The sequence below is a fragment of the Bacillus sp. WC2503 genome, from assembly GCF_052682895.1.
In genome coordinates this window covers 1,956,823-1,975,834 of record NZ_JBQYMD010000001.1, presented here as the reverse complement: position 1 = coordinate 1,975,834, position 19,012 = coordinate 1,956,823, and the positions used below count along the sequence as shown (strand labels likewise).

Genomic DNA, 19,012 nt, shown 5'->3' with positions numbered 1-19,012 from the left:
GTAATTCCCTCCAATTTTTCTGCATTCTCTATAATTTTAAGGGGTTATTTGACTGTCTGAATTCGTTGCTAATTGATTCATTTGATTTAGCGCTTCTTCTAAATCAAATGAATTAAACCAACGGTAATCCTGTTTGTCTAAAATACGATAATGCTGACTAATCAGATTTTGTTGTAAACGAAAGTTCCCTTTTTCTTGAATCTGTTTCCACCAGACTTTTCCTCCCAATGTTTTTTCTTTGAAATTGCTAGTGCTACTGTGGGCCATTGTTTCGATTACTACTAATGGATCATCCCCAAGAGCATTCTGTAAAACTTCACTATCTCTAAACAATGCACAAATAGCAATGGTGTTGGTCCAGCCTGCATTCGTTCTCCCTTTCTCAATTTGAACAAGCGTTTTTTTGGATATCCCGAGAATTTCAGCCATTTTATCTTGTGTATATCTTTTTTCAGTACGTATTAACTTTATTTTCGTTGAAATGAGTTCAATTGTATGATCTTTATTCACTTTCTCTCCTCCAAAAGTAACTAATGTTTTATTTAGTGTAATTTTACACTAAAATAATCCCATTTTCAACTCGATCCTTCCTAAATCTTGTAAGAAATAATCGGATAAGCCATAAAAAGAGCATTCCACAGTTTTCTATGAGGTATTGAGGAATCATCGATTTCTAAGCTCGATGGAGATTTGGCAGGGATCCATTTCATTTTAATTAAATAAAAAACCCGTGAATCATTCACGGGTTTTTTATTTAATAACTAATTGCTATTGTTCCCTCACCTGCATGAACAGCAAATGAAATCGGTAATGGATATAGTTTGAAGTCCATTTCAGGGAATGCTTGTCTTATATCTGAAATCCATTCTTCAGCTCCATCTTTGTCATTAGCATGGAACATATGAAGTACTTTAGGTAATTCTTTTTCAAGCTCATTTTTAATATATTCTCGACATTTTTGGATTTTACGAACTTTCTTTTCAAGTAAAAGTTCGCCGCCTTTTACTTCTAATATTAAGTTGACACTTAATAAACTTCCAAGTAAAAATTGAACTCCCTTTACACGTCCACTTGCATACAAACCTTTTAAGCTCTTTGGAAATACATGAAAAGGTCTTCTTTTTTCATCTACTAATGTTTTGTGTATATCTTGTAAAGTCATACCATCATTGTATAACAATTTCGCTTTTCTAATTAGTTCATCCATTGGATAACTTGTCGTTTCACTGTCTAATACCGTTAATGGGAACCCAGCCATTTCTGCAGCTAATTTCATGTTTTGATAGGTTCCACTTACTTTTCCGCTAATAGCAACTGCAAATCCTTCTTCATATTCTTCTTTGCATTTCGTAAATAACTCTACCATTTCCCCAATGTTAGGTTGTGATGTAGTGACTGTCTTACCTTCGTTTAACGCATTATAAACACGTTCACGTACACCTTCTTCACAATCTTTGTACGACACACCATCAATAATAACCTCGATTGGGATAACAAAGTTATCTCCTTCTGTTGTAAAACTCGCAGTTGTACTATCAGTAATCCAAGCAACACGCTTCATGTTGTTCCTCCCTTAATTCAATTCCTCTTTTCTAATTTTTCTATATATTTATGCTATGAAAAGAGAATATCCCTGTAATAGTAACAGGACTTTATTGTTTTGGCTATAGTAGATGAAAATTAAATGTGACTATTTCTTGTCTGTTTCACCAATAAAAAAAGAAAATCGGAGCATATGTCCGATTTTCTTCTTCCATACATTATTTAAAATTTTCATTATCTAAAATTACAACATAATCATTCGTCAATCGCCCAGCTTCTTTCGTATAACTGACAAGCCTTTGTATGTTATCACAACAAATTTTTGCTCCCCATACGAGTAAGGGTACGCCGATAAAATCGATATGAAACCTCCTAGAAAACAGACCACCAAAAGTCATTGGTAAAGGCACTGTTGGTGATGTATTAGAAAAAATAATCTTTTCATGGCTTTCATAATGTTTTTGTAGAATCTCTCCTAAATGCTTCATCGCAGGTACAACGACTTTTGATGCGCCGCATCCAATCGTATATACAGGATTGCCATTTTCGTCTAATCCATGAAAAATAATTTTCCCCATATCTTCTGTTTTTAATTTATTGAAGTACTCTACATTTAATATTTCTTCTTTCGTTAACTTCCGATCAGTTGGTAATTTATTTAAATGATACGCTGCAGCTAGTGAAGTTGTATGTGTACCACCGAAGTCTGTGTAAATGAATATCATATTATCATCCCTTGTTGTAAATGTTCAATGTTATTTAGTATGACCGTTCATAGCATTGTTAAACAAGGGAAGAATGAAATTACGCTTTTTGTGTTAAATCATTATATTTTTTCCAAATATAATATCTTCTACTGATTACAGTACCTAATGTGATACATAAAAAGGCATTCGTTACAATCGTTAATGTTTGATGCGTACTGCCAGAAAACATACTCTGCTTAATCACAACTTTTGCACCTAAAATAACAAGTAGAATAATTGTACTTAACCAATTTCCCTTTCGTAATACATGACCTGTTTCACTATCTAATCGAAATGTTAATGCTTTTCCCCTAATAACCCCAAGACCCAATCCAATACCGAGCATTGCAACAAATAGTAGTACTTGTAATATATTTAATTGTCCCATATGAAAAATGGACTGGATTGTTACGAGGCACAGCAAAGCCGGAATGATCCAAATACGATTAATATTCACTTTATATTCCTTACCTTGCATTAATATAATTATAAGAATAACAAGTAGAATAACAAATAGAATAACAAATAGAATATCCATTTAGAGTCCTCCTATATACTTGTTTGCCTTTGAAAATTATATTCGCCTCTTTTCATTCCATACTTGAAACACGATAGCTACTTTAAAGTAGTGTAATGTGAAATGTAATTTCCCATCAATCTTACTCATTAGTTATAAAAATAAAAAGACATACTTTTTACTCGTACGTCTTTATTACCTTTATTATTACATTCATAAACTCGTTTAACTTTTATCAATACATTTTATATCTTTAGAATTAGTTTTATCTACTACTTGCATGTTAAATGTAGCAGCTAGCTTTAAAGTGATTTTATAAATAAAATATCCAACAATAGAACCTAGAACGTTACAGATCACATCATCAATATCAGTAATACGTGCCGATCCACTAAATAAAGACTCAATTAGTTGTAATAATTCAATACTAACTGATATGGTAAATCCTAATAAAATAGTATTTTTAATCTTTTTATATGTATCCCATATAATTGGTGCTAAAAAACCTAAAGGTATTAATAATAAAACGTTCCCACCAACATTTCTTACGATTAGACCGATCATAAATAGGACATCACCATCATAAGCACTTCCTATTTGACCAATATCCTTAAAAATTGATGCAAAGGGAATAAAATTAACTGAACGATTAAGATTTTCAGCACTAGAAGGAAAACCAATTGGTAAAGGAAATAAAGTTACGGCAACAACCATACAAATGTATACTACGAATAGAAAACGAATTAATTCTTTCCACCAATTTACATGTTTTTTATTTTTCATCCTAATTAAAATACTTCGTACAATCAAATAGGAGATGACTCCAAAAACAATAAACATACTACCGTTTAATATATACAAATTTTTTCCACCTCTTTAATATTACATGTGCATATCGATATACAATTATAAAACAGTGTTATTCAATTACAGAAAATCTTCATTTAATAATAAAAATGAAGACTTTTAATCAAACGTTTATCGAAATATAAAGAGTACATTTCAAGGCAGATGCAATTATGAACTCTTTTAACTTTTTCAAAAATATTTTTCTAGTTCTTTCATTAATTTTTCAGGTCCTGCTCCTTTATTCGAAGGAATAACTAATGTAATTCCTAAGTCTGGATAAACAGCCGAGCGAAAACTAACACCTGGATCATAGCCCATTATATGATATTTAAAAATATTATTTTGTCTTGTTTCAATCCATATTCCATAGCCGTAAAACTGATTATTATTTACTTGAATGTGAGGAGTTAAAAGTAAATTAGTATATTCTTGGCTTAATATTTCATAGTTAAATAATGCTTCCCAGAACTTAAGCATGTCTGGTGCGGTAATATAAGCACCGCCATCAGAACCACCTTTTATCGGTATGGAATATGCATTTGTTCTCCATTTTTGGCTATTTACATCTTTTATATATCCAAGAGCGGTGTGCTTTGGTAATGTATCTAAAGAGAAATAGCCGGAATCATTCATGCCAATTGGATTCAATATTTTTTGCTCTATATATTCCGCAAACTCAAGTCCTGTTTGCTCTTCTATTATTAATCCAAGTAAGATAAAGCCTGCATTGTTGTAGTGAAACTTACTTCCTGGTGCAAACATCATATTATTGTTTTGAAATAATGGTAAAAAGTCTTTTAAACTTTTTAAAAGGTACATAGGTGTTTGCTTCCAAAGATCCTCAAAGTTATCCATTATACTTTCGTCAAAATAATCTGGAATACCAGAACTATGTGTTAAAAGTTGGTGTATTGTAATATCATCATTGAAGTTTGGAAATTTAATATGTAGACAATCTTTTAACTTTGTATGAAAAGTAATTACACCTTTTTCAACAAGTTGACAGATGCCGATTGCAGTGAATAATTTACATCCTGAAGCAATTCCGAATTTTGTTTGTAGTGTATTGTTTATACATTCACTTCTATTTGCGTAACCAAACGCCTCTTCATAGATTAAGTTTTTTTCTTTTTTCACTAAAACTACCCCAGAGAAATCTATATTTCGATACATCTCTTTTACAATTTTGTCTATTTCCCCTTTTGTTTTTATCACGACAATCACCCTTGTCTTTTCTTATTGTTCTTTCCCCTTATTATTTTTCCATATAAAGGGGAAAGAACCCTTTAATTGAATACGATAAATTATTAATAAGAACACAAAATTCATTTCGAATTTATTGATTCGTCGGAACTCCATTTAAATTGTGATGGTAATAAAGTAAATACACACAATACGATAGTTATAAACAGCATTCCTAATGTTCCTACAATGACTACTAGTTGTATAGAGATGAATTGCGTTGCAACAGCAGACAATATTGTAATAAAAATTGTTACTACTGCAATAAAGAGCCCATATATACTCCCAATCCGTCCCATCATATGAACAGGAACGTTATTTTGGTAAAATGTATAATACCCTGTATTTGCATATGCCATAGAGAAAGATAAAATAAGAAATCCGGTAGCAGCTATTAAAAATCCACTTGAAAAAGCGTAGATTAAATATCCGAGTGCGATGAATAATGATCCTATCCCAATTAGAAATGAAGGTGCTAATCTTTTTGATAAAATTGTATTTGTTATGGCGCCTAAAATACAGCCCGCTCCACCAATACTTACTAAAAAGCCATACTCACTATCTGTTAACAATAAAATTTCTTTCGCAAATGATAATTCAAGTGAATCAGTTGCGGTAGCTAGTACCATCATTCCTTGGAATAAGAAGTACACACATACGACATACACATGTTTTTTACTAAAATTTATAACAGTGTTCCAATCTTTTTTTAATAGTGAAATAGATATTGTATTACTAGGTGAATGAGAATCTTCTTTTTTATCAAGATTAGGTAAAAGTAGTGTAATTAATCCTGATAAGAGAAATGCTATAGTATTCATATATATAGTAAACTCTGGTGTACTCACTATTAATAAAGCTCCCGCTACCGCCGGACCAATTAAAAATGCACCGGATGATATTAAGCTACGTAGTGAATTGAAACGTTGTCTTTGCTCTACTGGAATTAATTTCGTCATATACGTCATAGTAGTCGGCTCATAAATCGCGCTGGCCATACTTATAAAGAATACGAATACATAAACAATCCAAAGTGATGGAAGTACAGGTAACATAGCAATACATATTGCACGATATATATCAAGGTGTATCATTAATTTTCGTTTATTTAAACGATCAATCATACTTCCTGACCAAGCGTTTGTAAATAAAGCGGCTAGTGGCTTAATTACATATAAAGTAGCAACAGCTAAGGCTGAGCCACCCATATTATAGACAAGTACATTCAGTGCTATTAAGTAAATCCATGCACCTAAATTCGCAATACCAACTCCGGACAGTAGTAATAAAGGATATTTCCAATCTTTAAGTATTTTTTTCACTTTAGGTCCCCGCTTTCCATATTGTTTTAAAACAATAAAAAAATCCCACCCCCAAGACTTATAGTCTTAGGGACGAGATTTATCATCGCGGTGCCACCCTAGTTTATTAATATGTCGCCATATTAAACTTATCAGGTACTGCATTGTTTTCATGCTTATACCGTAGCTCTATAACGGGAGCTCCCGTCACACCATCCTCTTATAAAAGATTCCGATGTACTGCTCAGAGGCTTGGTTCAATAAAGAATTTTTGCTCCTTTTCAGCTTTATGGAGCTCTCTGTGAAAAATTCATTTTATTTACTCTTCTCTTCACTGCATTTGATTTTTTCCATATTATCACATATATATTTAACTGTAAATAATAAATAATTACATATTTCAAGTTATGCCAATGTTAACAGTCTTATTTATTATTTTTTCTAAAAATTACGGTGCGTGAAATTACTAGAATCTCTAAAAAAAGAGCCTCTTATATATAGGCCCTTCACAATGTCCAAATTAATTCGTATTTGCCTCTACTAACGGTTGTAGCGGTGGTTCTAATTCTAGTTTTAACGTATCACCTTCTTGTAAATCTTTCCCTTTTTCAATACTTTGATTTGTTACATAACCCGTCCCTGAAGTTTTTAAATCTAATTTCAAAAGCTTAGAGAAATACATAACATCACGCATGGACCAACCTTTTATATTTGGCATTTTTGCGTTATTTCCTAATAGAAATATACGATCTCCTTCACTCATTACCTCACCAGACTGTGGGTATTGTTTTATTATTTTTCCTTCTCCTAAAATAACCGGCTGTAGCTTCTCTTTTTCTGCACTTTTTTCTACTGTCCCCATGGATTGATTCACATAACTTTGTACTTTTAATTGAGATTGCTTCGTTGCATCGACAATTTGTTTTTCTGTATATGGTTTCACCTTTAAATATTCTAAACTATTTTTTATAACTGGTTTAAATATTTCAGCAAGAGGCTGAGCTCCATACTCGTCTCCCTTTAATTTTGGCTGCTTAATAGCTAAGTATACGATTAACTCTGGGTCATCAATTGGAGCCATTCCTAAAAATGAAAAAATATAATTTTCTTTCCCTTCCATATATCGTCCATTTTCAGGGTTCGGAATTTGGGCTGTTCCTGTCTTACCCCCAATTGGATAACCATCCACTTTATACATTGTACCAGTTCCTTTTGAAGACGTAATAACGCGCTCCATTAAGCTTCTTACCTTGTCCGCTGTCTCTTTTTTTATCGGATTCCCAATTTCTTTCGGTTGATTTTCCATAATAACTTGTTTGTTTGTTGGATTTACAACTTTATCAACGATATATGGTTGCATCATTTTCCCGTCATTTGCTATTGCCGTAGCGGCTTGTATTAATTGAATAGGAGTGACAGTGGAACCTTGCCCGAAAGAAGTTGTAACTTGTTGGATTTGTGTGTTTAATAATAATGTATTTTTACTTTCTCCGGGTAAATCTATTCCTGTTTTTTGATTGAAACCAAATTTATTCATATATTGCTTAAATTTATTGGGTTTTAATAACTGATCTTCTAAAATAGAAAAAGCTACATTTGACGATCTTTCAAAGCCTTCATCAAATGTAATTGAGCCCCATCCAAATCCACCATTATGATCCTTTATATCTGTTGAACCAACCGAATATTTTCCTGATTGAAAATATTCTTTCCCGTTATATACACCTTCATTAATAGCAGCAGCTAACGTAAACACTTTCATTGTTGAACCTGGTTCATATGCGTTTGCAATTGGATCATTTAAAAAGTATTCGATATCGCCTTTATTAGGATTATAACTAGGTTTACTAGACATCGCTAAAACCTTACCAGTTTTTGGATTTGCAATAATTCCTATTAACATAGAAGGATCATAGTGTTGTTGTGCTTTGTTCATCGCTTCTTCTAAAAAACTATTAATTTGCTTATCAAGCGTAAGATATACGTTATTTCCATGTTTAGCAGGTTCTACTTTACCTATGTCATTTGTAAGTGGGATACCTTTTCGTGTTCCTACATATTCTATATTCCCGTTCGTAGAGCGCAAATATTTATCCAAACTTTTTTCAAGTCCAAATTTCCCTTCCGTATTTCCTTTATCATCTGGTCTAGCAAAACCAAGTATATAGGATGCAAAATCTTCATTTGGATACACTCTTGCTTTTTCAGGCATAAAAGATACACCCGGTATTTTTAATTTCCTAATTTTCTCCTTCGTTTCTCTAGATAAGTTCCGACCAATTTTTCCAATTTCAACTTGTGTGCGTCCTTCATGAAAATTTTTTATTACTTCCTCTTTATCAATTTCAAGTACATCAGCTAATTGTTGTGCCGTTTCATCACTATTTTTCACTTTATCTTTTCCTTTTAAATTCACAACAACTCGATACGTTGCGGAATCTTGTACTAGTACCTTTCCAGTCTGGTCATAAATTGTGCCACGGTTTGCTTCTAATACTCCATTTTTATTATGTTGTTCATTCGCGAGATCTTTTACATCCACATTATGCACGACTCCTACTGCTTGTATATAGAAAATACGCAAAAGCATAGTAAGAAACAAAACAATAAAAGCAATCATCATATAACGAGCACCTTTATTCGTTTGAAGTTTATGCATATTTATCTCCTTTCATTTGTAATTGATTCCTGCGAAGATGCGCTTTAAAATATGTAGTTTTTATTTTTATTTTCGATACTATATGTTTCGAAGTTTTCTGTTTAATCCCTTTAAAACAAAACCAACTATTATTATTTTGGGTTTAATTTTATTCATTTATAGTACGGTATGTGAAATTAATGGATATTCAAATAAAAATACTTTTTTTAAAGTTAGCTTTCCTTTATCGTGTAAAGAGAGACTAAAAACCTTTATTTGCTATATAGATAAGTAATTTCTTCAAGTGTTTAACATGAATATTATAATTGGAAAAATAAGGTTGTCTAATGATAGTATTATTACAATAGATTTTTAAACGCGTCGGGAGGTGTTGTTTTGGAGAAGGAAGTAAAGAGCGAAGTAATTAAAATTATAGCCGTGACTGTTGTAGGTGTAATCCTTATATTATCGATACCGTATCTTTTTAACTATTTTTCGTAACCTGGCTGTTATTATATATAATGTAAAGCTCTCCTAAATAAAAAAATTTGAGATTACCGATAATAATGTTATTATTACACCCCCTACTGTACTCATATTTCCTACATTATTTACTCTAACTACTTGTTGACAATCATCAGTTTTTTCTACATTTCATTTCCAATACCATTCTTTTATTCAATAAAAAAAGTTCCCCCTATTGATACCCAAGGTGGGAACTTTTTTAAACCAAACTTATAAATAGTAGATTTTAACCCTAAGCTATATGGTTATATTTTGCTAAAAAAGGAATTCGTTTTGCTACCAACGCATACATTTTGAAAACGATTTTTGCGATTGGTTCAAATATTCGTTTATTCTGCAACAACAAGCTGCTTGTTATAATTGTTATTACAGCGGCACCAATTACATCTAACGGGAAATGAACACCTACATACAAACGTGATATGCCAACTAATACCGCCCAAATAAGCGCTATATATTTAAGTTTTTCTCCTCTAAGCATAAAGACGAACGCAATCGAAAATACAAGTACAGAATGATCGCTAACGAATGATGAATTTTCTGCATGTGGTACTAATTGATGCACATCATGTGCTATAAACGGACGCGGATGGTAATATACCGCATGAATGAAAACATTTACTAATAATGCAATCATTACAGAAAGTGTCGTATATAACACTGTGTATTGTTTTCTTATCGCTTTCTCTTTTTTTCCATTATGAAACCATAAGATAAACATAAATAGAATCGCCACATATGCAGCACTATTTGTAATAACAATCATTACCTTATCTAATAGTGTAGATGTACCAGCTAAATTGTTTATCCATTGAAATACTGTGTAATTCACGTTACTCTCTCCTTAATTTTTCTCATCGTACTTAAAATAAAGATACGAGTTTACTTGATTTACACAGTATACAACATTTAGTCACATTTTGATTTTCACTTTATTTGTTTTTACTATTTTTCATTTTACAATTATGTAACTATTTACATGCGTTAAAAATATATAATGTTAAAAAACCTTTCTAAATAACAAAATTAAAAATCTATACATACATAAAATACATACCATATTGATATAAAAATATTAGTTGTTAAATCATATTTTTATTCCATACGTAGAGCGATATTACCAAATTGTTCGCCTTGTTCCATACGATTTAATGCCTGAACTGCTTCTTCTAACGAAAAACTTTTATCCATAATTGGTTTAATTTTATGTTTTTTTATAAACTGAATCATTTCATTAAATTCCTCACGGCTTCCCATAGATGTTCCCATAATATCGATTTGATTATAAAATAATGCACGTAATGGCAATTCAATTTTCTCTCCTGAGCTTGCACCAAAATTAACAATTCTTCCATTTGGTTTTAATACATCAAAATATTTTAAGAACGTCGCAGGACCAATACTATCTATAATTAAATCTACTTTTTCTCCTTGCAAACTCTCTTCCCAATTTCCAGAACTATTAAAAGAACAGTCTGCACCATATTTTTCAGCAATCACTCTTTTGTTCTCTGACCTTGAAGTAACACTTACTTTTGCGCCAATTGCTTTTGCAAATAACATGGAAAAGGTTGCCACACCACCGCTTATTCCTGGAATTAAAACATGTTCACCGCACTTCAATCTCCCCTTTGTAAAAAGTGCTCTATATGCAGTTAATGCCGATAATGATAGAACACCGGATTCTTCCCAAGTAAGATATGACGGCTTTTCCACTACATTTTCAGCTGGTACAATTACATATTCAGCAAACGTTCCATCTTTCGGTCCACCTAACACTTCAGGTAACTCTGGCACATTAGCAATACTATCCCATCCAATACTAGGATTAATAATAACCTCGGTATGTAGTGAAGTATTTGAAACCCCTTCTCCGATTTCTGTAACAATGCCCGATCCATCTGATCCTATTACTAATGGTATATCCATTTCTTTTCTATTATTTATTATAAATAAGTCTCTATGATTTAACCCTGCAGCTTTTAACTTTACTTTTACTTCACCAGCATTAGGAGTTAATTCAGATAAAATTTTATATTCTAACCCCTCTAATCCTTTTTTATATTGATGTATAATTGCTTTCATTGTTTCATTCCCCCTTAATATTTTTAATGTACTAGAAACATTGAAATAAATAAAACAATCTGTCTCCAATAAATAGAAAGAAAGTATATTTTTATGACAAAACAGAACATCCTTCCTTTTAAAAAGCAAAAGAAGGATTTATCAGTACTATTTTCAAAACTATTTAGATAAAAAACTGTAAATTTAACTTTAATTGATTCTAGCCAATTCTATTATATTTCGAATAAATGGCGCTTTTGCATTTGTATACGACACACGATCAAAAGGATATGTAGCTGCAAGCCCCTCTTTTAGTTCTCTATATTCTTTACGTGCCCATTCATGTTTTTTTAGAAAGTCTCGAAACAAAAGATTATTTCTCCATTCCTCGCTATTATAAATATAAACATGCAAATGATGAGTACCCGCTCTCCATTTCCCCTTTCTGAAAAACCGCCAACTTGGTGTTTCTTTTGGGACATACTCATATCCAATTTCCGAAAGGATATGAGTCCACTTTTCGGTAATTTGTAAATCCGTTACGCCAATCATCATATCAATAAGAGGTTTAGCGCCTAACCCTTCTACGGCAGTGCTTCCTATATGTTCAATAGCAACAATTTCTTCCCCTAATAAAGAATTAAATTTGTATCTTTCCTTTAAGTATTCTTCATGCCAGTCTTTTTGATAGGATTTTATAATAATTTTTTGATCCATTTTATTTGCCTCCTAAAAAGCTTTTATCATTATATTTATAAAATTTCATGTTATTAATATAGGATTTTCACAAAATATGTCGAATATTAAAACATACAACTTTATTATAATAAATGCGAGGTACATTATGAAAGATATTCCAGTTGAAATTCAGTTGAATCAAGTAACATTACAATTAAAAGAACATCATAATTTTGATTGGCTTTTGAAATTAGGAACTGTATTTGCCGTTTTTGACCAACAAGATTCGGGTAATATATGTTTTGGTGTAGAAAAGGATGGTCATAAGAAATTTGTTAAATATGCAGGAGCACAAACAATTGCATATAATGGAACTCCAGAGGCCGCTATTGAAACATTAATAAAATCGGTTTCCCTTTACGATGAATTAAAACATGAATCACTAATAACTTTAATTGAACACTTTCCAGTACATAATGGATATGTTTTAATATTTGATTGGTTTGATGGGGAATCGCTTCACCCACATTGGAGTTTCCCACCTCCTGAGAAATATAAAAATCCAAACTCTCCATTTTATAAATTTAGACATTTAACTGTTGTGGAACGAATTTATTCATTGAATGCGATTTTTTCTTTCCATGCTCATGTAGAACAGAAAAACTATGTAGCTATAGATTTTTATGACGGTAGTATTTTACATAATTTTAGTACAAATGAGACGAAGATTTGTGATATTGATTTATACTCTAAAAAACCATACATAAATAAAATGGGAAGACTATGGGGTTCCTCTCGTTTTATGTCTCCTGAAGAATTTGAGCTAAACGCTATAATTGATGAAAAAACAAATGTATTTAATATGGGCGCGGTAGCTTTCGCACTTTTAGGTGGTGAAAAAGATCGTTCCTTTATAAAATGGGGTGCAAGTAAAGAATTATATGAGGTTGCCTCTCGTGCTGTGAATGAAAACCGTGCAGAACGGTATACATCAGTAAAAGAATTTTATGAAGCATGGTTAAAAGTATCTAGTGCTAAAATGATATAAGCTTATATTTTTAAAACAAATATAGAGTTTATACTTTTATCATGTATAATACATATGAAATGGAAATTCAGAATGACGAGGCTAATATTATGGACTTTGTTTATATTAATCAAAATGTATTAAATAATCTTCTTTACATTTTAAGTAGTATATTTATTTTTTATTTTATATATGATAACAGGCGCTATTTGAAGAAATATAAAAGACTGCTTATTATTCTTTGTACGAGTATCCCACTTATTTTATGTATGCGATACCCTATCTATATGGATGAAAGTTGTATTCATGATTTAAGACAAATCCCAGTAATAATAGGTACACTTTATGGTGGATTCCCTGTCGGCATTATATTGTTTACTATTTTATTAATTACAAGAGTTTTATTTTATGGATTTAACATGTTAACAGTTATTGTTTATGGCACAATGTTCATCATAACAGCATTCGCATCTACAAAATTTAATGCATACAATAGAAAGGTTAAAGTAGCTTTTGCTATGTTTTTAACTTTTTTCCTAGCAATATTTACAACTGTGATTGTACTAACATTATCAGAATTTGAAGTAAATAATTTATATATTATTTATTTCATATTATTACCGACTACTTTAATGTTATTTATTGTTTATTTTAATGAAGTTTTAAAAGATGCAGTATTTATGCGCTCAAAATTAATTAAAATGGAAAAGATGGAGATCGTTAGTCAACTTGCTGCTAGTATATCGCACGAAGTAAGAAATCCCTTAACTGTCGTAAAGGGATTTACACAACTTTTAAAAACACCAAATTTATCTCCTGAATCAAGGGACGAATACATTGAACATATACTTGAAGAATTAAATCGTGCGCAAGAGATTATTGATGACTATTTAACGTTTGCTAAACCAGCACCAGAAAAACTAGATCATATTTCAATAGACCAAGAGTTAAATCGAGCTATTAATATGATATTGCCATTATGTAATATGAATACGATACATATTACAAAAGATTTCTCAAAGGCAAACATTGTTGGTAATAAACAGCACTTTCAACAATGTTTTTTAAACTTAATAAAAAATAGTATTGAAGCAATGCCTAATGGTGGTACCTTAAATATATCCTCCACCATAAGCAATAATAAAGTTATAATACGAATTGAAGATAGCGGAATTGGAATGTCACAAGAGCAAATTAACAGGTTTGGCGAACCTTATTTTAGTACAAAATCAAAAGGTACTGGTTTAGGTACGATGGTTGCTGTTAAAATTATTGAAACGATGCATGGTAATTTAAAAATCCAAAGTACCGTTAGTAAAGGAACGGCTTTAACGATTACATTCCCAAAAGATAAAAATATATAACAAAGAAAAAAGGAGCATAATAGCTCCTTTTTTCTTTGTCTCGATACATAAGTATCTTCTATGTTTTTTAAGTTTACATTTGTGAAGACTAATTAAAAATTAGTATCCTCCGCCCCAACAGCTGCATCCTACAATTATTAATAAAATGAATAACACAACTAATAAAGCGAAACCTCCACCAAAACCACAAGAACCACCGTAACTCATATTTTTTCCTCCTTTTGGTTTGAAAACTAATAGGTAGTTGATCATTTTAACTGGTTCGTATTATACATTATGTATATATCCCTTTTTTGAGCATGTCTACTTAAAAATAAGTAAAAGCACTCGATTGCGAGTGCTTTAAAATGGATACCAAAAGTTTTGAAATACATTTAGTTTTAAATATACTGCAACCATTAAAATAAAAACACCTGTAAATAAAGCAATGAAATCACCACTTTCCGCTTTACTTGTATAGAACCACGTACGTTTATCCTTCTTTCCAAACCCTCTTAAATCCATTGCATTTGAAACGGTATCGATTCTTTCTAGAGAATGAATGATTAGCGGCCAGAAAATTAAAATACGGTTTTTCATACGAATCCATAAGCTCGCTTCCCCTTTTTCAAAAGCTACTCCTCTCGCTTCTTGCGCATGTTTAATAATTTTATATTCGGACTGAATATCAGGTATATAACGTAGTGCAATATTTATTGCATATGTAATCTTATAATGAATACCAAGTTTACTTAAGCCACTTACAAATTCACTTGGATCTGTCGTGTAAATAAAGATAAGTGTAAATGGTAACAACGTAAAATATTTTAATGAAAGTGTAACTGCATAAAATAATGTTTCATATGTAATTGTTGCATAACCAATATGTAAAAACGAAGTATACGATCCAGTTAATTCAGATCCATGAGTCGGTGTAATTAATAAAATCATAACAGTGTTTAATAAACTAAATGTAAATATAACAGTAAAAATAAGTAAAATTTTACGAAGTGGAATTTTAGCAAGTAAGAGTCCGATACATCCAAACATAAATAAAATTAGTAATATGCGAAAATCAAAAAACATAAAAGTAAGCGTCATACAAAATATAAACAAAACTAATTTCACAGCCCCATCCATACGACGAAAATACGTATTATGCATTTTCCTCCCTCCTACTAACATCGCAATAAAGTTCCATAAACTTTTCTGGACATGAAATTTCACTAAATGTAACAAGCTCGAATAAAGAACTCTCTCTTAGATTGGCTCTTTGTAACGTTTCTTTATGTCCTAATACAGTAGTTGCAGTATTATCCGCAATGATTTCTCCCTCATGTAGAACTACCGCTCGGTCTGCATATTCTAATGCTAGATTCATATCGTGTGTTATGAAAATAAAGGATATTCCCTTTTTAGCCAGGTTTCTAATAAATGACATAAACTGTTTATAATGATAATAATCTTGTCCAGCCGTCGGTTCATCTAATATGATAAGTTTAGGATTTGTTGTTAATACAGATGCGATAGTTAATCTCTTTTTCTGCCCATAGCTTAATGCCTGAATTGGCCAATTACGAAATGGATATAAACCACAGATTTTTAATGATTCTTCAGCTCTATAGTTAACTTCTTCCTTAGAAAACTTTTTTAATTTTAATGTGAATGAAACCTCTTCTAAAACAGTAGGTTGTGTAATCATATGATTTGGATTTTGCATCACATAAGAGATCATCTCCCCACGCTTACGAATAGACCAAGAACTAATATTTTCTCCATCTAATAAAATCCCTGCATTACTTGTTTTATTTATACCAATAAGACTGTGAGCTAATGTTGATTTTCCAGCTCCATTGTGTCCTAAAAGAGCGATAAGTTCTCCTTTACTTATCGAAAAATTTATATTTTTCAATACTCTTTGTCTATTAGGATAGGAAAATGATAAATTCTCTACTCTTAATAATTCTTTATTTTTAGTAGCATCTTTTAAAAAAACTTGCTTCTGCATCCATTCTTTTAAAACGCCACTAATTTTTTCCTTTTGAATTTTTTCCAGTGGATATATTACAGCATTATTACTATCAAAATGTAATCTCTTTAATGCTTCAATATAAATCGGCTCCCTTAAGCCAATACGAGGCAATATATTTGATGCTAATATTTCTTCCGGAGTCCCTACCGTAATGACTTTACCTTCATCAATTAAAATCATTTTATCTAAATCCAATTTTAATATTTCTTCTATTCGATGTTCAATAATTACAATTGTTTTATTAGTTTGTGCATGTATATCTTTCATAAGTTCTATCGTATGTATGGCGCTTAGCGGATCTAAGTTTGCTAAAGGTTCATCGAACAATAATATATCCGCATTTGTTGTTAAGAGACCTGCAAGAGAAACCGTTTGTTTTTGTCCTCCTGATAATTCATGCGGACTTTGTTTACGAAAAGTATGCATCTTTACCTTTGTTAATGAGTCTGCAACACTCTTTTTCATATCATCTTGATTTACACATTCATTTTCTAAATAAAAAGCGACATCTTCTTCTACTGTAAGGCCAATAAACTGAGCATCTTGATCTTGTAATATTGTTCCTATATGCTTACTCTGTTCAAAAATACTGCCTTTCCTCGGGTCTTTACCAGCAATTAATACGTTACCAGTACTAATCCCTTCATACGAAAATGGGATTAGCCCATTAATACAATGAGCTAATGTCGACTTCCCAGAACCGCTTCGTCCAGCAATTAGTACTTTTTCTCCAGGGTTGATATGAAATGTAATATCTTTCAAAGTAGGCTGCGCAGCATGCTTATATTGAAAGCTGAATTCTTCAAACGAAATAATTGGTTGCATGTTAACATCCCTACTTTTCAATTTTTAAATGTGTATGTTTTTTATTCGATTTTGCTAGGCCAATTGTAATCGGTAATCCAAGAACTAAGAAAACAATAACATCAGCAATGGTTGCCCCTAATACTTGTATAACAATTTTGTCAAACGGTTCTCCCATCACGATAATATCGAATACCCCAGCAAATATAATAGCAATGACAATACCTACTAAACCAGTAATTGCTAAATAAGAAATATCTCCCTTACTAAACGACCCATTTTTCACATTAAACCCACCTCTTTTTTGAATGAGCCCCATCGCAAAACCAATAATTCCTGAGCTCAGAACCCAGCCCCACCAAATCCCCCCACCAGAGATCGTATCTGTTACGGTATGACCGATAAGTCCTATTAACAGTCCTGCTACTGGACCAAATAACGCTCCAAAAATGGTTAATATAGCTAATCCAGGTTTAATAAATGTATTTGGTGCAATAGTAAATCCCCAAAGTCCTAATATCCCATATAAAGCTGCTCCGATTCCGATTGCTACTACTAACTTTGTTGATAATTTGTTCATTTCAATTCTCCTCTCAAATTAGTCAGCTTTCATTACTCTATATTTATTTTAATAATGAATTATGCATCGACACTCCCTTTCTATACAACAAAAAATGACCTCTTACATAAGAGGTCATTTTCTTTCACGTGCAAGAATCCTCTTATCTTTCAAAAAACACATCGTGTCCTCTGCGGAATTAGCACCTTCCTATGAATGCACATAGGGGTTGCTGAGGTTTCTTAGGGCCGTTCCCTCCACCTCTCTGGATAAGTATTAATTTGTAATTCGTATTATGGCACTAAGAAAGATAAATTTCAACACTTTTCTAATTATTTTTATTTTTTATTAAATAGTGTATTTAAATCATTGTATTCTTATCGGAATTATGAAATAATGGATTCGAAATTGTTACAAGGGGGAATGTATGATGAAAGTAATTGGTTTAATTGGTGGGTTAAGCTGGGAATCTACATCACTATACTATAAACATATTAATACGCTAACACTCTCTCAATACGATCAAAATGCGAAGCTCGTTTTATATAGTATGGATTTTGGAGAAGTAACTACTTTATTACAAAACCATCAATATGAAGAAGTAAAAAACGAATTAGTCACAGTTGCTAAAAAGGTTGAAAAGTCCGGGGCGGAATGTTTATTAATGTGTTCAAATACAGTCCATTTATTTGCTGAGGAAGTAGAACAAGCAATATCAATTCCACTTCTTCATATCGGTGATGTAAGTGCTAAAGAAATGGTAGAACAGAATATAAAACGTATCGGACTATTAGGAACGAAACAAACGATGGAACAAGATTTTTATACATCACGACTAGCAAAATATAACATTGAGACAATTATCCCAAATGACGAAGAAAGAACTTTTATCCATCACGTCATATTAAACGAATTAAGTAGAGGCATTATTTCAGAAACTTCAAGAGAGAAACTAATACAAATTACCAATTCATTAATTCAAAACGGTGCGGAAGGTATATTACTAGGCTGTACTGAAATACCATTACTTATTTCCCAAAATGACCTTACTGTTCCTGTTTTTGATACTGCTTTTTTACATGCAAATACTGCTGTACAATTTGCTGGATAATAATATACAAGCATAAAGGTAGAGCCTCTATGCT

The 19,012-nt window shown here is 31.7% G+C and carries 18 protein-coding genes, 1 riboswitch and 1 other annotated feature; of the genes, 3 read left to right on the top strand and 15 right to left on the bottom strand.

What is annotated here, in order from left to right; genetic code table 11:
- Positions 1-36: 36 nt before the first annotated feature.
- The 11 genes from ACUN26_RS10055 to ACUN26_RS10005 all read right to left on the bottom strand — a co-directional run bounded on the left by ACUN26_RS10055 (position 37) and on the right by ACUN26_RS10005 (position 12,141).
- Complete coding sequence (locus tag ACUN26_RS10055) at positions 37-510, bottom strand: helix-turn-helix transcriptional regulator (RefSeq protein ID WP_001030626.1); 474 nt, start codon at positions 508-510, stop codon at positions 37-39.
- Between the two features lie 244 nt (positions 511-754).
- Positions 755-1,561 (bottom strand): DegV family protein, encoded by an 807-nt coding sequence (locus ACUN26_RS10050; RefSeq protein WP_000831953.1) that lies wholly within the window; start codon positions 1,559-1,561, stop codon positions 755-757.
- Between the two features lie 199 nt (positions 1,562-1,760).
- Positions 1,761-2,267: a DUF3189 family protein gene (locus ACUN26_RS10045; protein WP_000576345.1), complete on the bottom strand. Its 507-nt coding sequence runs from the start codon at positions 2,265-2,267 to the stop codon at positions 1,761-1,763.
- A 79-nt stretch (positions 2,268-2,346) separates the two neighbouring features.
- Positions 2,347-2,826, bottom strand: a complete 480-nt coding sequence (locus tag ACUN26_RS10040; protein ID WP_000353186.1) for a DUF1453 family protein — start codon at positions 2,824-2,826, stop codon at positions 2,347-2,349.
- Between the two features lie 204 nt (positions 2,827-3,030).
- Positions 3,031-3,666 (bottom strand): VanZ family protein, encoded by a 636-nt coding sequence (locus ACUN26_RS10035; protein ID WP_000275663.1) that lies wholly within the window; start codon positions 3,664-3,666, stop codon positions 3,031-3,033.
- Positions 3,667-3,843: 177 nt separating this feature from the next.
- Entirely contained in the window at positions 3,844-4,869 is a 1,026-nt protein-coding gene (locus tag ACUN26_RS10030) for a serine hydrolase domain-containing protein (RefSeq protein WP_000598073.1), read from the bottom strand.
- A gap of 110 nt (positions 4,870-4,979) precedes the next feature.
- Positions 4,980-6,218, bottom strand: coding sequence for an MFS transporter (locus ACUN26_RS10025; RefSeq protein WP_000722091.1), 1,239 nt, complete (start codon positions 6,216-6,218; stop codon positions 4,980-4,982).
- Positions 6,219-6,283: 65 nt separating this feature from the next.
- Positions 6,284-6,541 (bottom strand) — a binding site (T-box leader).
- Positions 6,542-6,717: 176 nt separating this feature from the next.
- Positions 6,718-8,856 (bottom strand): penicillin-binding protein, encoded by a 2,139-nt coding sequence (locus ACUN26_RS10020; protein WP_000549368.1) that lies wholly within the window; start codon positions 8,854-8,856, stop codon positions 6,718-6,720.
- A gap of 736 nt (positions 8,857-9,592) precedes the next feature.
- Positions 9,593-10,192, bottom strand: a complete 600-nt coding sequence (locus tag ACUN26_RS10015) for an undecaprenyl-diphosphatase (protein ID WP_001110144.1) — start codon at positions 10,190-10,192, stop codon at positions 9,593-9,595.
- 263 nt (positions 10,193-10,455) lie between these two features.
- Positions 10,456-11,445, bottom strand: a complete 990-nt coding sequence (locus tag ACUN26_RS10010; protein WP_000643939.1) for a zinc-binding dehydrogenase — start codon at positions 11,443-11,445, stop codon at positions 10,456-10,458.
- Between the two features lie 189 nt (positions 11,446-11,634).
- Positions 11,635-12,141 (bottom strand): GrpB family protein, encoded by a 507-nt coding sequence (locus ACUN26_RS10005; protein WP_000372152.1) that lies wholly within the window; start codon positions 12,139-12,141, stop codon positions 11,635-11,637.
- A gap of 127 nt (positions 12,142-12,268) precedes the next feature.
- Here ACUN26_RS10005 and ACUN26_RS10000 point away from each other — a divergent pair, with 127 nt between their 5' ends.
- Positions 12,269-13,150, top strand: coding sequence for a protein kinase domain-containing protein (locus tag ACUN26_RS10000; protein WP_000651960.1), 882 nt, complete (start codon positions 12,269-12,271; stop codon positions 13,148-13,150).
- Positions 13,151-13,191: 41 nt separating this feature from the next.
- Positions 13,192-14,493 (top strand): sensor histidine kinase, encoded by a 1,302-nt coding sequence (locus ACUN26_RS09995; RefSeq protein ID WP_002038784.1) that lies wholly within the window; start codon positions 13,192-13,194, stop codon positions 14,491-14,493.
- A gap of 99 nt (positions 14,494-14,592) precedes the next feature.
- Here the strand turns inward: ACUN26_RS09995 and ACUN26_RS09990 are convergent, their stop codons facing one another.
- The 4 genes from ACUN26_RS09990 to ACUN26_RS09975 all read right to left on the bottom strand — a co-directional run bounded on the left by ACUN26_RS09990 (position 14,593) and on the right by ACUN26_RS09975 (position 17,888).
- Entirely contained in the window at positions 14,593-14,700 is a 108-nt protein-coding gene (locus ACUN26_RS09990) for a YjcZ family sporulation protein (protein ID WP_000120182.1), read from the bottom strand.
- Between the two features lie 135 nt (positions 14,701-14,835).
- Positions 14,836-15,636, bottom strand: coding sequence for an energy-coupling factor transporter transmembrane component T family protein (locus ACUN26_RS09985; RefSeq protein WP_000552028.1), 801 nt, complete (start codon positions 15,634-15,636; stop codon positions 14,836-14,838).
- Entirely contained in the window at positions 15,629-17,329 is a 1,701-nt protein-coding gene (locus ACUN26_RS09980; RefSeq protein ID WP_001182463.1) for an ABC transporter ATP-binding protein, read from the bottom strand. Before ACUN26_RS09980 ends, ACUN26_RS09985 begins: the two co-directional genes overlap by 8 nt.
- Before the next feature lie 10 nt (positions 17,330-17,339).
- Entirely contained in the window at positions 17,340-17,888 is a 549-nt protein-coding gene (locus ACUN26_RS09975) for an ECF-type riboflavin transporter substrate-binding protein (protein ID WP_001038218.1), read from the bottom strand.
- A gap of 139 nt (positions 17,889-18,027) precedes the next feature.
- Positions 18,028-18,143: riboswitch (SAM riboswitch) on the bottom strand.
- A 151-nt stretch (positions 18,144-18,294) separates the two neighbouring features.
- On the opposite strand from ACUN26_RS09975, the gene ACUN26_RS09970 reads away from it, so the two are divergent.
- The gene (locus tag ACUN26_RS09970; RefSeq protein WP_000978599.1) at positions 18,295-18,978 is read left to right on the top strand and encodes an aspartate/glutamate racemase family protein; all 684 of its coding nucleotides are present in this window, start codon (positions 18,295-18,297) and stop codon (positions 18,976-18,978) included.
- Positions 18,979-19,012 lie beyond the last annotated feature (34 nt).

Coding starts and splice junctions, on each gene's coding strand:
- ACUN26_RS10050 (WP_000831953.1), bottom strand. CDS start 1,561: ATGAAGCGTGTTGCTTGGATTACTGATAGTACAACTGCGAGTTTTACA.
- ACUN26_RS10045 (WP_000576345.1), bottom strand. CDS start 2,267: ATGATATTCATTTACACAGACTTCGGTGGTACACATACAACTTCACTA.
- ACUN26_RS10040 (WP_000353186.1), bottom strand. CDS start 2,826: ATGGATATTCTATTTGTTATTCTATTTGTTATTCTACTTGTTATTCTT.
- ACUN26_RS10020 (WP_000549368.1), bottom strand. CDS start 8,856: ATGCATAAACTTCAAACGAATAAAGGTGCTCGTTATATGATGATTGCT.
- ACUN26_RS10010 (WP_000643939.1), bottom strand. CDS start 11,445: ATGAAAGCAATTATACATCAATATAAAAAAGGATTAGAGGGGTTAGAA.
- ACUN26_RS10005 (WP_000372152.1), bottom strand. CDS start 12,141: ATGGATCAAAAAATTATTATAAAATCCTATCAAAAAGACTGGCATGAA.
- ACUN26_RS10000 (WP_000651960.1), top strand. CDS start 12,269: ATGAAAGATATTCCAGTTGAAATTCAGTTGAATCAAGTAACATTACAA.
- ACUN26_RS09995 (WP_002038784.1), top strand. CDS start 13,192: ATGTATAATACATATGAAATGGAAATTCAGAATGACGAGGCTAATATT.
- ACUN26_RS09990 (WP_000120182.1), bottom strand. CDS start 14,700: ATGAGTTACGGTGGTTCTTGTGGTTTTGGTGGAGGTTTCGCTTTATTA.
- ACUN26_RS09985 (WP_000552028.1), bottom strand. CDS start 15,636: ATGCATAATACGTATTTTCGTCGTATGGATGGGGCTGTGAAATTAGTT.
- ACUN26_RS09980 (WP_001182463.1), bottom strand. CDS start 17,329: ATGCAACCAATTATTTCGTTTGAAGAATTCAGCTTTCAATATAAGCAT.
- ACUN26_RS09975 (WP_001038218.1), bottom strand. CDS start 17,888: ATGAACAAATTATCAACAAAGTTAGTAGTAGCAATCGGAATCGGAGCA.
- ACUN26_RS09970 (WP_000978599.1), top strand. CDS start 18,295: ATGATGAAAGTAATTGGTTTAATTGGTGGGTTAAGCTGGGAATCTACA.